15 protein-coding genes are annotated in these 13,612 nt (G+C 68.2%); 4 read left to right on the top strand and 11 right to left on the bottom strand.

Features of this window, described 5'->3' with window-relative positions; translation table 11 throughout:
• Positions 1-78 precede the first annotated feature (78 nt).
• The 3 genes from ABDJ85_RS00155 to ABDJ85_RS00145 all read right to left on the bottom strand — a co-directional run bounded on the left by ABDJ85_RS00155 (position 79) and on the right by ABDJ85_RS00145 (position 3,543).
• Complete coding sequence (locus ABDJ85_RS00155; RefSeq protein ID WP_347702699.1) at positions 79-2,133, bottom strand: SPFH domain-containing protein; 2,055 nt, start codon at positions 2,131-2,133, stop codon at positions 79-81.
• 113 nt (positions 2,134-2,246) lie between these two features.
• Positions 2,247-2,717 (bottom strand): hypothetical protein, encoded by a 471-nt coding sequence (locus ABDJ85_RS00150; protein WP_347702698.1) that lies wholly within the window; start codon positions 2,715-2,717, stop codon positions 2,247-2,249.
• Positions 2,718-2,886: 169 nt separating this feature from the next.
• The gene (locus ABDJ85_RS00145; protein ID WP_347702697.1) at positions 2,887-3,543 is read right to left on the bottom strand and encodes a cation efflux transmembrane domain-containing protein; all 657 of its coding nucleotides are present in this window, start codon (positions 3,541-3,543) and stop codon (positions 2,887-2,889) included.
• A gap of 108 nt (positions 3,544-3,651) precedes the next feature.
• Here ABDJ85_RS00145 and ABDJ85_RS00140 point away from each other — a divergent pair, with 108 nt between their 5' ends.
• On the top strand, positions 3,652-4,122 hold the full coding sequence (locus ABDJ85_RS00140) for a Cd(II)/Pb(II)-responsive transcriptional regulator (protein WP_347702696.1): 471 nt from the start codon (positions 3,652-3,654) through the stop codon (positions 4,120-4,122).
• Positions 4,123-4,178: 56 nt separating this feature from the next.
• Here ABDJ85_RS00140 and ABDJ85_RS00135 read toward each other — a convergent pair whose 3' ends face one another.
• The 8 genes from ABDJ85_RS00135 to puuE all read right to left on the bottom strand — a co-directional run bounded on the left by ABDJ85_RS00135 (position 4,179) and on the right by puuE (position 12,252).
• Positions 4,179-5,156, bottom strand: a complete 978-nt coding sequence (locus ABDJ85_RS00135; RefSeq protein WP_347702695.1) for a porin — start codon at positions 5,154-5,156, stop codon at positions 4,179-4,181.
• Between the two features lie 59 nt (positions 5,157-5,215).
• Positions 5,216-5,971: an ABC transporter permease gene (locus tag ABDJ85_RS00130; protein WP_347702694.1), complete on the bottom strand. Its 756-nt coding sequence runs from the start codon at positions 5,969-5,971 to the stop codon at positions 5,216-5,218.
• Positions 5,968-6,813 carry an ABC transporter ATP-binding protein gene (locus tag ABDJ85_RS00125; RefSeq protein ID WP_347702693.1) on the bottom strand — a complete coding sequence of 282 codons (846 nt, stop codon included), beginning with the start codon at positions 6,811-6,813 and terminating at the stop codon, positions 5,968-5,970. Before ABDJ85_RS00125 ends, ABDJ85_RS00130 begins: the two co-directional genes overlap by 4 nt.
• A 13-nt stretch (positions 6,814-6,826) precedes the next feature.
• Positions 6,827-7,813: an ABC transporter substrate-binding protein gene (locus ABDJ85_RS00120; RefSeq protein ID WP_347703807.1), complete on the bottom strand. Its 987-nt coding sequence runs from the start codon at positions 7,811-7,813 to the stop codon at positions 6,827-6,829.
• A 222-nt stretch (positions 7,814-8,035) separates the two neighbouring features.
• Positions 8,036-9,253, bottom strand: a complete 1,218-nt coding sequence (locus ABDJ85_RS00115) for a M20/M25/M40 family metallo-hydrolase (protein WP_347702692.1) — start codon at positions 9,251-9,253, stop codon at positions 8,036-8,038.
• Between the two features lie 13 nt (positions 9,254-9,266).
• Positions 9,267-9,536, bottom strand: coding sequence for a hypothetical protein (locus ABDJ85_RS00110; protein WP_347702691.1), 270 nt, complete (start codon positions 9,534-9,536; stop codon positions 9,267-9,269).
• Positions 9,537-9,544: 8 nt separating this feature from the next.
• The gene (gene uraD / locus ABDJ85_RS00105) at positions 9,545-11,296 is read right to left on the bottom strand and encodes a 2-oxo-4-hydroxy-4-carboxy-5-ureidoimidazoline decarboxylase (RefSeq protein WP_347702690.1); all 1,752 of its coding nucleotides are present in this window, start codon (positions 11,294-11,296) and stop codon (positions 9,545-9,547) included.
• On the bottom strand, positions 11,287-12,252 hold the full coding sequence (puuE, locus tag ABDJ85_RS00100) for an allantoinase PuuE (protein ID WP_347702689.1): 966 nt from the start codon (positions 12,250-12,252) through the stop codon (positions 11,287-11,289). Before puuE ends, uraD begins: the two co-directional genes overlap by 10 nt.
• 32 nt (positions 12,253-12,284) lie before the next feature.
• Here puuE and uraH point away from each other — a divergent pair, with 32 nt between their 5' ends.
• Genes uraH through xdhC form a run of 3 tightly spaced genes read left to right on the top strand, consistent with a single transcriptional unit; the run spans position 12,285 to position 13,608 of the window.
• The gene (gene uraH / locus ABDJ85_RS00095) at positions 12,285-12,638 is read left to right on the top strand and encodes a hydroxyisourate hydrolase (protein ID WP_347702688.1); all 354 of its coding nucleotides are present in this window, start codon (positions 12,285-12,287) and stop codon (positions 12,636-12,638) included.
• On the top strand, positions 12,638-12,835 hold the full coding sequence (locus tag ABDJ85_RS00090; RefSeq protein WP_347702687.1) for a hypothetical protein: 198 nt from the start codon (positions 12,638-12,640) through the stop codon (positions 12,833-12,835). The genes uraH and ABDJ85_RS00090 overlap by 1 nt, the downstream gene beginning before the upstream one ends.
• A complete protein-coding gene (gene xdhC, locus ABDJ85_RS00085; protein WP_347702686.1) occupies positions 12,832-13,608 on the top strand; it encodes a xanthine dehydrogenase accessory protein XdhC in 777 nt (258 codons plus the stop codon). The genes ABDJ85_RS00090 and xdhC overlap by 4 nt, the downstream gene beginning before the upstream one ends.
• The last annotated feature ends 4 nt before the right edge of the window (positions 13,609-13,612 follow it).

Below are 13,612 nucleotides of genomic sequence, written 5' to 3'. Positions count from 1 at the left end.
TTCTCCTTGAGGATGGTGACGTCGCCCGGTTGGCGACGGCTGGACTGTCGCCGACGCGGCGTTAGCGGCGCATATGGATCAACCCGCTGGCTCAGTTTCCGCTACACGGGGCTGGCGGCTCTCGCGCACGAGATTGGCCAGCAGCACATCCACCAGCGTGCCGCCACCCGCCGCGCCCACGCCGCCACCGGCCACGACGTCGGGCACCAGCTTGACGCCGCCTTGCGCCAGCGCCTGGGCCACCTGCACGACCGCGTAGTTGCCAGACTCCATCGAGTCAATCTTCTGGCGGATCACCTCGGCCTCGGCTTGACCGACGGCAAGCGTCTTGCCAGCTTCCGCCTGGCCGGTGACGCGGGTCACTTCGGCATCGGCCTCGGCATTGATCTTCTTGGCGCGCGCCGCGCCGTCGGCGGTCTTGACGGCGGCCTGGGCGCTGAACTCAGCAATCGCCACCTTGCGCTCGGCGTCCACCACCTGGGCCTGGGTCTTGGCCAGGGCGGTGGCTTGCTCCAGCTGCTGCTTCACCGCCTGGGCTTCCATCTGGGTGTTGTAGGTCACCTTCTCCTGCTCGGCGATCTTGCGGTCGGTCAGCGTCTTCATCAGGTCGGCCGGGGGCACGATGTCGCCGATCAGGGTCTCGACGGCGCCGACGTCATAGGCCTTGAGTGCCACGGCGATGGCCGCCTTGGCCTCGTCCTGGCGCTCACTGCGCTTCTTGAGGAAGTCGATCACGTCGGAGTTCTGCGCCGCGTTGCGGAAGTAGTTGCCGATGGTGGGTTCGAGCACCTGGGTGACGAGCGCCTCCATGCTGCCGAAGCGGGCAATCACCTTGGGCGCGTCGTTGCGCGGGATGTGGATGATCTGGCTCACGTCGAGGTGGAAGGTGAAGCCATCGGCCGAGCGCACGATGATGGTCGAGAGGTTGGCGTCGAGCTTGTGGGCCTCGGTCTTGCCGGTGGCCCAGTTGAGCACCACGTTGGCCGTGGGCACGATGCGGATCTTGTGCGTGTAGGGGTTGATGGCGTACTTGCCGGGGTCGAGCACGTCGACCCACACGCCCTTCTCGCCACGGCGGACCATGTTGGCGTGGCGGAAGCCCTCGCCCGTCACGTCCTCACCCGCGCGGCCCACATAGGCCACGACCACGCCGACCGAGGCGATGGGCACCTCCGTCATGTCCACGATCTCGACCGTGGCGAACATCGGGTTGATGAAGTAGCGGCCGGCCAGCAGCACCTGCTCCTGCAGGCCTTTGGTGCCGCCAGAGGCGACGAAGCGCTGCGGGTCCTGGTACATGTTGTGGCCGGTGATCTCGGGGCCGGCGATCTCGCCGGTGGCGAGCGGCGCGCCTTCACGCGTGGTGACGATGCCGACCTTGTTGTCCGGTACGTCCAGCACGGCCACCTGGGTGACCTTGAAGTGGTGCGGGTTGATCCGGTACTTGCCCTGGGGCACGACGTTCATCTGCGGGCCACGCTGGCCGCCGGCGCGCATGAAGGCAGCGGGGTCCTGGAAGGAGTCGCAGCCCACGGCGCGGCCGATCACACGGCCGCCCGACAGCGGCTCGCCGTCACGCGCCTCGACCATGCCGATCTTGCCCGGCTCGATCGCGGTCATGCGCTCGACGTTGACCGTGAACAGCAGGGTGTTGATGCGCCAGCTGCCGGGCGGGATCACGCTCATCTGCAGGCCGCGCTGGCCGCTGAGCAGGAAGGCGCGCGCGTCCTGGAAGTTGTCGCAGTCCACCGGGTGGGCCAGCACGCGGCCATCGGGCAGCGGGGCGCCGTCACAGGCCTCGATGATGCCGATGGCGTCGTCGGGGATGACAGTGAACTTGACCAGGTCCACCCGGTACTGCCAGGGCCAGTAGAAGAAGTGCAGGCCCGGGGCGAGCGTGCCCGCCTGCAGGCCGGCCTCGCCCTGCAGCGCGACGATGCGCCCGGGCGGCAGCTCGCGGTGGCTGCCCAGCAGCTTGAAGAACTTGGTGACCGTGCCGATCGAGTCGTCGGGCACGATGACGATGCCCAGCAGGCGCAACGCGCGGCGGTACTGCCAGAGCGCGATCAGCGCCGCAAGCGCGGCCGCCGGCCACGCGAGGGTGGAGACGGGGTTGTAGTTGGTGTAGTCCATGTGCACTCCCAAGTTGACGGGGTGCCTGGACTGTCAGCGGCCGCGCGTTAGCGGCGCATAAGTGGCGAAGTTTTGGGGCAGGATTTGCGGGCCGCGCTCGGGTGGCCGGCCGTTCAAGCGCGGGGCGCGTCGGGCGCCTCGGCGGGATCGACGGAGTCGGACAGGGCGTTGAAGCCCGAACTCGGCGTCACCGTGAGCACGGAGTTCGGCGCCGAGGTCTCGGCGTCGAGCAGTGCAGCGTTGGCGTTGGCCTGGGGCTTGGCGGCTGCTGTGCGGCGATGGATGCGGCACACCAGCAGGCCAGCCAGTGCGGCCACGGCCACCAGGGCCAGGCCGGCGGGCTCGGGCACGCGGGCCTCGCCCTGAGGCGGCACGATCAGGCTGAGCGGCTGGTGGTTGCAACCCAGCGCGCACTCGGCCAGGGGTGGTGGGCCGATGGCGTCGAGCGGCGCGTCCTCCGACACGCTGCGTGCCAGGGCTTGGGTCGATGCGGGCGACATCGGCGACACCGGCACATGGCCCGCCTGGGTGGGGCCGAGGAGCCCCGCCAGCAGGGCGAGGCCAAAGGAGAAGGTCTTGAACATCCGAGTCCCAAGCAGGCGCCAGCGGCGCCAGTACTGCACAGACCCGCAGCGCGCAGGAGGCGCGCGGCAGGCTGGGCCGGACTCTAGGGAGTTCCCGTAGAAGACGGCCCCCCCTGCTCCGGGTGGAGACAAGGCTGTCGCGTGACGCGCTTGGCAGTCGGCGAGGCACTTACCCCGCGTTCGCGGGGGCTGTGTGCTGTCGCAACTCGGCGCGAGCGTGGCCGATCACGCTGCGCGCGCTGAGCAGCGCGAGGACCGCCATGCCGGTGGCCACCAGCAGGTCAGGCCAGCCAGCGCCGCTGCCAAAGACGCCCAGCGCGGCGGCCACCACGGCCACATTGCCCAGCGCGTCGTTGCGGGTGCACAGCCACACGGCGCGCATATTGGCGTCACCCTCCCGCCAGGCGTAGAGCACGGCGGCACTGCCCAGGTTGGCGGCCAGTGCCAGCAGGGCCACGACGCCCATGGTCACGGGTTCGGGCGGCTGGCCGGTCAGCAGCGCCTGCAGCGCGCGCAGCAGCACCAGCACCCCAAAGCCCGCCATGGCCGCCCCCTTGGCCAGGGCCAGGCGAGCGCGCCAGATGGGCGCCGCGCCCAGCGCCCAGAGGGCCAGCGCGTAGCCCACGGCGTCGCCAAAGAAGTCGGCCGCATCGGCCCACAGGGAGACCGAGCCCGACTGCACGCCGGCCACCATTTCGGTGATGAACAACGCCACGTTCAGCAGCAGCGCCACGCTCAGCGCGCGGCGGTAGCCGGGGCCGGCATGGGCGGCGGAGGGCGCGCAGCAGGCGTGGGCGTGATCGTGGGGGTCAGAGTGCGAATGCATGGCCAGTTCTTTCATAGGGGTTTGACGCGTTGGCGACATTCGAAACCTTGGAGCCAGTGCAGAGTCAAGTCCGCATCCCCTTAGACCCTTATTTGCAGACTGCGCACGATGAAAATTGGCGAACTGGCCCGCGCGACGGACACCCCGACGGAGACCATCCGCTTCTACGAGCGCGAGGGCCTGCTGCCCGCGCCGCCGCGCACGGCGTCCAACTACCGGCGCTATGGCGAGTCCGAGGTGCGCCGCCTGTCGCTCATCCGGCGCTGCCGGGCGCTGGATATGAGCCTTGCCGAAGTGCGGGCTCTGCTGAGCCTGAGCGACGCACCGACCAAGGCCGGCCATGAGGCCGACGCGCTGCTGGACGCCCACATCGGCCATGTCGAGGCGCGGCTGCGCGAGCTGAAGCAGTTGCTCGCCGAGCTGACCGACCTGCGCCAGCATTGCCGCAGCGCCGCGCCTGCTGCCGACTGCGGCGTGCTGGCCGAGCTGCTCACGCCCGAGGCGCCGCCAGCAGCCAGCGTGAGGGGCACCGTGCGCCCGATCGGGCGTGTCACCAAGCACGTCCCAGGCTCGGACTGACCCCAAAAGCAAAGGGGGCCCTGCGGCCCCCTTTGCTCGTGTGCGGATGGCCGCAATCAGAAGCTGTGGCGCACACCGAAGCCGTAGCTGTAGCCGGAACTCAGGTTGTCGACCTTGTCGTCCAGGTAGATGGCATAGAGGTCGGTGCGCTTGGAGATGAAGTAGTCGTAGCCGAATGCAAAGCCCTTGCGGCCGGCGCCTGCGCTGGCCTTGGTCTGCGTGTACTGCAGCAGCACCTTGCCCGGGCCGGCCGGGACGGAGGCACCGACGGCGGAGATCTTGTAGTCCACGTTCTTGGTGTCGTTGTCGACCTTGAAGTACTGGCCGAAGAGCTTGACGGCGCCGAAGTCATACGAGGCGTGGACCGACGAAGTGGTGGTGTCGTCCACGGTCGCGCCCTTCTTCACTTGTTGGTAGGACAAGGCACCGCTGAAGGCGCCGCTGGAGTAGCTGCCCGAGAGTGCGGTGTTGCGACCACCGCCGCCTTCACCGGCAGCCATCATCGCGACGGCACTGAAGCCGCCCATGTTCGGCGTCGAGTAGCTGACGGCGTCGCTCCAGCCGGTGTCGCCCGTCACCGTGCCGGAAGTGAACACCTGGCGGATCGACGGCGAGAAGCCGAAGGAGTCGCCGAGCGCGTTGTGGACCAGCGTGGCGATGAAGAAGGGCGTGGTGATGCGCCCGAGGCGCAGCGTGCCGGCTGACTTGCTGCTGAGGCTGACATTGGCACTGCGTGCCCAGAAGTTGTCAGTCGCGAAACGGCCGGCGGCGCCGGCATCGGGCCGGAGGAAACTTTCGACCGTGAAGCTGGCCGTGAGGCCGCCGCCCAGGTCTTCGCTGCCCTTGAGGCCGAAGAAGCTGGTGGTCATGTTGCCGCTGTCCACGGACTTGACTGCACCGGAGGTGCCAGGTGCCTTGGTCTGGCCGACGCTGAGGTCCAGCAGGCCATAGAGGTTGACGCTGCTCTGGGCCTGCGCCGTGGAGGCTGCGGCCAGGGCCATCAAGCCGGCGACGAGGGTGAGACGAGGTTTCATGCTGAAGACTCCTTGGAGGTAAGAGCGGAAGAACTGCGGTGAAGGGAAACGTGTTGCGGTCACGACTGACTGCCGCGATGGGCCCAGCCGGTGAGCCGGCGTTCCAGCCAGGCGAAGAACTCGTACATGACCATGGCCATGGCGCCGACGACCAAGAGGCCGGCGAAGGCCAGGCCCATCTGCATGGAGGAGCCGGCGGAGATGAGCAGGTAGCCGATGCCCTCGTTCGAGGCCGTCATCTCGGACACCGTGGTGCCCACAAAGGCCAGCGTGATGGCGACCTTCAGGGCGCCGAAGAAGTAGGGCATGCTGCGCGGCAACCCCACCTTGAGCAGCACATCGGTGCGGCGCGCGCCCAGCACGCGCAGCACGTCTTCCAGCTCGGGCTCCAGCGTCGCCAAGCCCGTGGCGATGTTGACCATGATGGGGAAGAAGCTGATGAGGAAGGCCGTCAACACCGCCGGCCCCACGCCGATGCCGAACCACACCACCAGGATGGGTACGAAGGCCGCCTTAGGTAGCGCATTGAAGCCCGTCATCAAGGGGTACATCGCCGCGTAGGCCAGGCGCGAGCTGCCCATCAGGCAGCCGAGCAGCACACCCACCACGATGGAGATGGCAAAGCCCAGCATCGTGACCCAGAAGGTGCGCCAGGCGTGGCCGAGGATGGTGAGGTGGTGCTCCCAGAACGAGGCCGCGATGCGCGAGGGGCTGGGGAAGATGAACTCCGACACCTCGAAGAGCCCGCACAGGCTCTGCCAGAGCGCCAGGATGGCGACGAGCAGGATCCAGTGCGCTTGGGCCTGCAGCTTCATTGCGCGATCTCCATGCCCTGTTTCTTCAACGCGCCAATGTGGCCCCGCAGCTCGTGCACGATCTCGCCGAAGGCGGGCGTGTAGGTCACGTCCAGGTCACGCGGGCGCGGCAGGTCCACTTCGCGGCGCAGCACGATGCGGCCCGGGCTCTTGCTCATCACGTAGATGGTGTCGGCCAGGAAGACGGACTCGCGCAGGTCGTGCGTGACCAGGATGACGTTGAAGCCCCGCTCGGCCTGCAGGTCGCGCAACATGCACCACAGCTCTTCGCGGGTGAAGGCGTCGAGCGCGCCAAAGGGCTCGTCCAGCAGCAGCAGCTGGGGCTCGTGGATGAGCGCGCGGCAGATGCTGGCGCGCTGCTGCATGCCACCCGAGAGCTGCCAGGGGAATTTGTCCTCGTAGCCGCCCAGGCCCACGCGGGCCAACAGCGCGCGGGCGCGCGCCTCGAACTCTGGACGCCGTGTCTTGAGCTCGCTGCGATAGGGCTCCACGATCTCCAGCGGCAGCATCACGTTCTGCAGCGTGGTGCGCCAGGGCAGCAGCGAGGCCGATTGGAAGGCCATGCCGCTGATCTTGAGCGGGCCATGCACCGTCTTGCCCGCCACGCGGATCTCGCCGCGCGAGGGCGGCTTCAGGCCCGTGGCCAGCTTCATGAAGGTGGACTTGCCGCAGCCCGAGGGGCCGACGATGGCGATGAACTCGCCGGCTGTGACCTTGAGGTCAATCGCCTCGACGGCGAACTTGCCCTCAGCCAGCAGCTCGTCGTTGTAGGCCAGCCAGACGTCGCGAAAGTCCACGAACGCCGGGTCGCCCGGCTGGCTGGTCTCGTCGGCTGTCGTCATGCCGCGCTGCGCTTCACTTCTTGACCGGGGGGAGGATGTTCAACTCGGCGGTGCTCGGCAGGAAGCTGCCGTTCCACACCACGGTCGGGTCCACGCGCGTCTTGGTGCCGTAGGCGTCGGACACCTGGCTGGCCATCAGCGTCAGGCGCGGCAGCGAGAGCTGGCCAAAGCCCTCGGCACGCGCATCGGGGCTGGCGATCACCGCGTCGATGGCCAGGCGCAGACGGCGCTTCTCCAGGTCGACATTGATCAGCCCATCACGCTCCTTGATCGCGGCCACGGCCTCGTCGGGCTTGGCCAGCACGTCCTTGGCACCCTTGGTGAAGGCGCGCAGGAAGGCCTTGAGCTGCTCGGGCTTCTCCTTGATGAACTTCGGCGTCGCGATGATGACGTTGCCGTATAGCTTCACGCCGTTCTCGGCGTAGGGGAAGACAGCCACGTCCGCCGCCTTGGCGCCGCGCGCCTCCAGGTTCAGCAGCGACGTGAACGAGAAGCCGGTGATGGCGTCCACGTCACCGCGCATCAGCATGGTCTCGCGCAGCGGCGGGTCCATGCTGATCCAGGTCACGCCCTCGATCTTGTTGGCCTTGGCCAGGATCGGGAAGCCGCGCCGCCCGGCGTCAAACACCGGCGCGCCGAGCTTCTTGCCCTTCAGGTCGGCCAGGGTCTTGATGCCGCTCTTCTTGAGCGCGAGCACCGCCGCCGGCGTGTTGTTGTAGACCACCATCACCGCCACCGGCTTGTTCGGCGCGTCCGGGTTGTTGGCGTGGAACTCCATCAGCGCGGCCATGTCGGCAAAGCCGATCTCGTAGGCCCCCGAGGCCACGCGCGTCACCGCGCCGCCCGAGCCATTGCCGGCGTCGATGCTCACGTCCAGCCCCTCGGCCTTGAAGTAGCCCTTGGCCGCAGGCACCAGGAAGAGCGCGGACGGGCCCTCGAAGCGCCAGTCCAGCTGAAACTTGATCGGGGTCTGGGCCGACGCCAGTCCAGCGGCCACCATCAGCAGGCAGCCAAGCCAGGCGTGGATCAAACGGGCGCGGGGGACAAGACGCATGACGGGCTCCGAGACAGTGCCGAGCGCGGGGTCGCTCTGTCACAAATCTGCAAAGTCCATGCCATGCGCACGGGGTGTGCCTGGTATACCAATTTGCCACCCGTCGGGGCGTCACTGCACCAGCAGGACGCCCTTGCCGGCCCTGCTGCGCCCTTTCAGTGCGACTTCCTAGCCGAGCAATTCAGCCAGCGTGCGCGCAATCACCAGCGTGGCGCGCTGCAGGTCGGCGAGCAGAAGGTGCTCGTCCGCCCGCTTGGCATTGCTCTCCAGCACCGTCCTCGGCCCCGCGCCATAAATGGCCGCTGGGATGCCACGCGCTGTGTACAGCCGCACGTCGGTATAGAGGGGCGTGCCCGAGGTCGGGATGGGTTCGCCAAAGACCTCGCTCGAGTGCTTCTGTAGCGCGGCCACCAGCGGCGCGGCGCCCGGCAGCGGCTGCATCGAGTGGGCCAGCAGCAGGCGCTTGATGTCGAGCCGGATGCCGGGGCAGGCCGCGATGGTCTGCTCGATCAAGGCCCGCACCTCGGCTTCAACTTCGGCCGCGTCCTCCTCCGGAATCATCCGGCGATCCAGCTTCAGCACCACCTTGCCCGGGATCACATTCGTGTTGCTGCCGCCTTCGATGCGGCCGACGTTCAGGTATGGGTGGTTGATGCCTGGGACCTGCGAGCGCCGCGTCTTGAGCACCTCGTTGTGGGCATAGAGCGCGGTCAACAGCTTGTTCGCCGCCTGCAGTGCGTCGACGCCCGTCCCCGGGTAGGCCGCATGCGAGGCCAGGCCGCGCAGCGTCACCTCCAGCTGCAGACAGCCGTTGTGGGCGGTGACGACTTGGTAGCTGAAGCCGGCGGCAATCAGGTAGTCGGGTTTGGTGAGCCCCTGCTTCAGCAACCACCCCGGCCCCAGCTCGCCACCGAACTCCTCGTCGTAAGTGAAGTGGAGTTCGACGCTGCCCATGAGCAGCAGGCCCGAGTTCTTCAGCGCCAGCAGCGCAAACGTGTAGGTCGCAAAGTCGCTCTTGCTCACGGCGGCGGCGCGGCCGTAGAGCTTGCCGTCCACGATCTCGGCGCCATAGGGGTCGTGGGTCCAGCCCTCACCCGGCGGCACCACGTCGCCGTGGGCGTTGAGCGCGATGGTCGGGCCGTCGTCGCTGAAGCGATGGCGGACGATCAGGTTGGTGATCGACTGCATCCCAGCTGCCTGCACCTCGGCGGCGGGCACAGCGTGCTTCTCAACGCTGAAGCCCAGGGCCGTGAGCAGCTCGGCCGTGCGCTCCGCGTGCGGCGCGTTGTTGCCGGGCGGGGTGTCGGTGGGGATGCGGACGAGGGATTGGAGGAAGGCGACTTCGGCGGCGAAGTGTTTGGCGATGGTGGTGTCAAAGCGATTCATAGGGCACCTTCAGTCAACGAATGCCGCGCAGTCCTTGGAACTGAAGTGCGTCGAGAAAGTTCTGAATCATTTGCTCCTTCGTCGAATCGGAAATCCGCTCGGCTGAGTTCAGCCAGCGGTTGAAGCAGGCGGGATCAAAACCGATCGCGTCATTTCCGGAAGGCTCTACGTCAACGACCAAGCGGCGCGCGCCTTCTCGGTACTCGATAGTGAAACGACCTGTGGATTGCACTTCAAACCCAGCAGCACTGCGCACACCTTGCTTGTTGATCCAAGTGAACACGCTGTTTCCTACGAGAGTTGAAGAAGGGTCAACATCGCACTGATGGCCAACTCCGCATCCTCCACCGTCACCGACTCCAGCGGGTTGTGGCTGATGCCGCCATTGCCGCCGCGCACAAAGAGCATGGCCTGGGGGAGCCGCTCGTGCAGCTTCATCGCGTCGTGACCAGCGCCGGAGGGGAGGTGGTGGAGGGGCAGGCCGAGCGCAGTGACGGCGGCCTCCCAGCGTGCCTGCCAGGCAGGGTGGCTGGGGGCGGCGCTGGCGGCCATGGTGGGGGTCAGGCTGAAGCTGAGGCCACGGCGCTCGCAGATCTCGTGCAGCTTGGCGCGCACGTCGGCGTCGAGGGCATCGCGCGCGGCATCGGTGGTGGCGCGCAGGTCGAGGCTGAAGCGGCAGCGGCCGGGGATGACATTGATGGAGCCCGAGGGCACGTCGAGCATGCCCACGGTGCCGACCACATCGGGCGCAGCGGCGGCGGCGCGTTGCTCGACGAAGAGGATCAGCTCGGCCACGGCGGCGGCAGCGTCGCGGCGCTGGCCCATGGGCGTGGTGCCGGCGTGGCTGGCCAGGCCGACGACCTCGCCGGTGTAGCGGCGGGAGCCATTGATGCTGGTGACGATGCCGAGCGGCAGGTCCAGGCTGTTGAGCACGGGGCCTTGCTCGATGTGGACCTCGACAAAGCCGAGGTAGCGCGCGGGGTCGCGCTTGAGGGCGGCGATGGCGTCTAGGGTGCCCGGCAGGCCGGCGGCCTGCATGGCGGCGCGCAGGGTGGTGCCGTCGGCATCCAACTGGTCGAGCCAGGCCGGGTCGAAGCTGCCGGCCAAGGCGCTGGAGGCCAGGAAGGTGGCGGCAAAGCGCTGGCCTTCTTCCTCGGCAAAGGCGATGACCTCGATGCCAAACGGCAGGCGCTTGCCGGTGCGGTGCAGCTCACGCACGGCGAGCAGGGGCGCAAGGACGCCGAGCCGGCCATCAAAGCGGCCGGCGCGGCGCACGGTGTCGTAGTGGCTGCCGGTGAGCAGGCGTTGCTCGCCCTGACCCCGGTAGAGACCCACCACGTTGCCAACGGCGTCGCGGCAGACGTCGTCAAAGCCGCTGTCGCGCATCCAGGCCATCAGCTGCTCGGCCACGGCCGTGTGGGCGGGGGTGCCATAGAGGCAAGTCAGCCACTCGGCGTCGTCGCTGTGGCGGGCCAGCTCGGCGGCCCAGTCCCAGAGCTGTTGGCCGAGCTTTGGTTCAGCGCCGAACTTGTCGGCGAGCCGGATCTCGGCGATGCGGTGGATCTGGCGCAGGCACTCGGCGCGCTCCAGGTCGGGGTGGGCGCGCAGGCGGCGCTCGAAGGTGGAGATGATTTCCTGGCGAGTGAGGCCGGTGCCACGCGGCCCGCGCACGGCCAGGATGAAGGGGAAGCCGAACTTGGCGTTGTAGTCGGCGTTCAGCCGCTGCAGGGTGGCGAACTCCTCCGGCGTGCAAGCCGTGAGGCCGGCCTTGTGCTGCTCATTGGTCGATTCGGCCGTGAGCACGCCCGCCACGGCCGCCTTGCCCGCTAGCTCGGGGTGGGCGCGGATCAGCGCGAGCTGCTCGTCAATGCTCGCCTCGCGCACCACGCGAGCGAGGGCGACCTTGAGCGCGGCGAGTGTCAGATACGGCCGCGCCGCCGCGGCACGCTCGGCGATCCAGGGCGAGTGCTCGTAGGTGCCGTCGAGCAGTTCGACGAAGTCACCGCTGCTTGCAGCATTCAGGGCGTCGAGCGTCAGCGCCATACAAAGGCCGTTCGCTCGTCGAAGGGGTGCGTCGCCTTCCAGTGCCGGGCGATGTCGATGCGCCGGCAGACCCAGACGCGGTCATGCGACTCGATGTGGTCCAGAAAGCGCTGCAGCGCCTTGAAGCGCCCGGGCCGCCCGAGCAAACGGCAGTGCATGCCGATGCTCATCATCTTGGGGGCCTCAGCGCCTTCGGCATAGAGCACGTCAAAGCTGTCGCGCAGGTACTCGAAGAACGGGTCGCCGTGGCTGAAGCCCTGGGGCAGGGCAAAGCGCATGTCATTGCAGTCCAGGGTGTAGGGCACGACGAGGTGGGGCGCCAGGCTGCCATCGGTCTTCTTGACCTGCAGCCAGAAGGGCAGGTCGTCGCCGTAGTAGTCGCTGTCGTACTCGAAGCCGCCGTAGTCAGCCACCAGGCGGCGGGTGTTGGGGCTGTCGCGGCCGGTGTACCAGCCAAGCCCGTGCGGGTCGCGCCCCAGGGTCAGGCGTTGCAGGCTGGCCATGGCGCGCTCCAGGTGCTCGCGCTCCTGCGCCTCGTCCATGCCTTGGTAGTGGATCCAGCGCCAGCCGTGCGAGGCGATCTCGTGGTCCAGCTCGACAAAGGCCTGCGTCACATCCGGGTGGCGCTCCAGCGCCATGCCCACGCCAAACACGGTGAGCGGCAGCGCCCGGCGCTCGAACTCCTTGAGCAGCCGCCACACGCCCACGCGCGAGCCGTACTCGTAGATGCTCTCCATGCTCAGGTGCCGGGCCGGGTAGCTGGCCGGGTTGAACATCTCGGACAGGAATTGCTCGCTGCCGGCATCGCCATGCAGCACCGAGTTCTCGCCGCCCTCTTCGTAGTTGAGAACGAACTGCACCGCCACGCGGGCCTGGCCCGGCCATTGCGGGTGAGGGGGGTCCTCGCCGTAGCCGATGAGATCGCGCGGGTAACGGGCAGATTCGGGCAGGCTCATGCCTAAACTTTGCATCAGTTTCAGGAGCGACCATGGGCAAATTGACAACGCATGTGCTCGACACCGCCAATGGCTGCCCCGCCGCGGGCATGGCGGTGCGCCTCTACCGGGTCGATGAACACGGCCTCACCCCCGTCAAGGCCCTGCGCCTGAACCACGATGGGCGCGCCGATGCACCACTCCTGGAGGCTGATGCCCTGACCGTGGGCCGCTACCGCCTGGTCTTTGAAGTGGCGCCCTACTTCAGGGCGCGCGGGGCGGAGCTGCCCGAGCCGCCCTTTGTGGACGAAGTGCCGCTCGACTTTGGTATCGCCGACGCCACATCGCACTACCACGTGCCTTTGCTCGTGAGCCCCTGGGCCTACTCGACTTACCGGGGCAGTTGATGAGTGAGCCGAAGCGCGCCCGCAATCGGCTGGCGGAGTCGTTGGCGGACGTGGTCGATGTCGTCGGGATGGCGACCTTTGGCTCGGGGGCGGCGGCGGGGGTTGCCTTCGGTCGCTTCTTGTTGGGCGGAGCGCTGACGGCGACCGCGCTCGGTGTCTATCTTCGTTTTGCGCGACGGCGCAGGTTGCGTCGGTGATCGGCCCCGTCGTTCTCGTCACCGTCGCCCGCGTCGAAGGCAGTGGCCCGCGCGAGGTGGGGGCCTGGATGGCGGTCTCTGGCACCGAGACGCGCGGCACCGTGGGCGGCGGGCATCTGGAGTTCGACGCCATCGCCCGCGCGCGCGCCGCCTTGGCCGGCGATGCGCTGGACGAAGAAGTGCGCTACCCCCTGGGCCCCAGCCTCGGCCAATGCTGCGGCGGCGTGGTGTGGCTGCGCTTTGAGCGCCGCGATCAGCCCCCACCCGAGCCGCGCGTGCCGGTAGCGCTGTTCGGCGGCGGCCATGTCGGCCAGGCACTAGTGCGCGTGCTGGAGGCGCTGAACTTTGACCTGCACTGGATCGACAGCCGCGAAGGCGTGTTCCCCGCCGACGTCAAGGCCCGGCTTGAACACGCCGACCCGGTGCAGGACGCCGTGCCCGACCTCGCGCCGGGTAGCCACGTCGTGATCATGAGCTTCTCGCACGCTGAGGACCTGGATATCCTCGCCGCCGTGCTGCGGCGCCAGCGCGAGCAGCGAGACCTGGCCTTCATCGGCCTGATCGGCAGCCGCACCAAGTGGGCGCGTTTCAGGCACCGGCTGGAGGAGCGCGGCTTCACGGCGGAGGAACTCGCGCAAGTGCATTGCCCCATCGGCTGGCCCGGCCTGCCCGGCAAGCGCCCCGAGCAGATCGCCGTCGCGATTGCCACACAGCTGCTCGCCGAGCCCACCCTGGCGCGTGACGTGCTTGCTCCTGGCTCATCTTCAGCCTGATACA

Origin of the sequence: Roseateles paludis, assembly GCF_039872745.1 — a bacterium.
Taxonomy (GTDB): Bacteria; Pseudomonadota; Gammaproteobacteria; order Burkholderiales; family Burkholderiaceae_C; genus Pelomonas; species Pelomonas paludis.
This window is presented reverse-complemented; position numbering and strand designations above follow the sequence as displayed.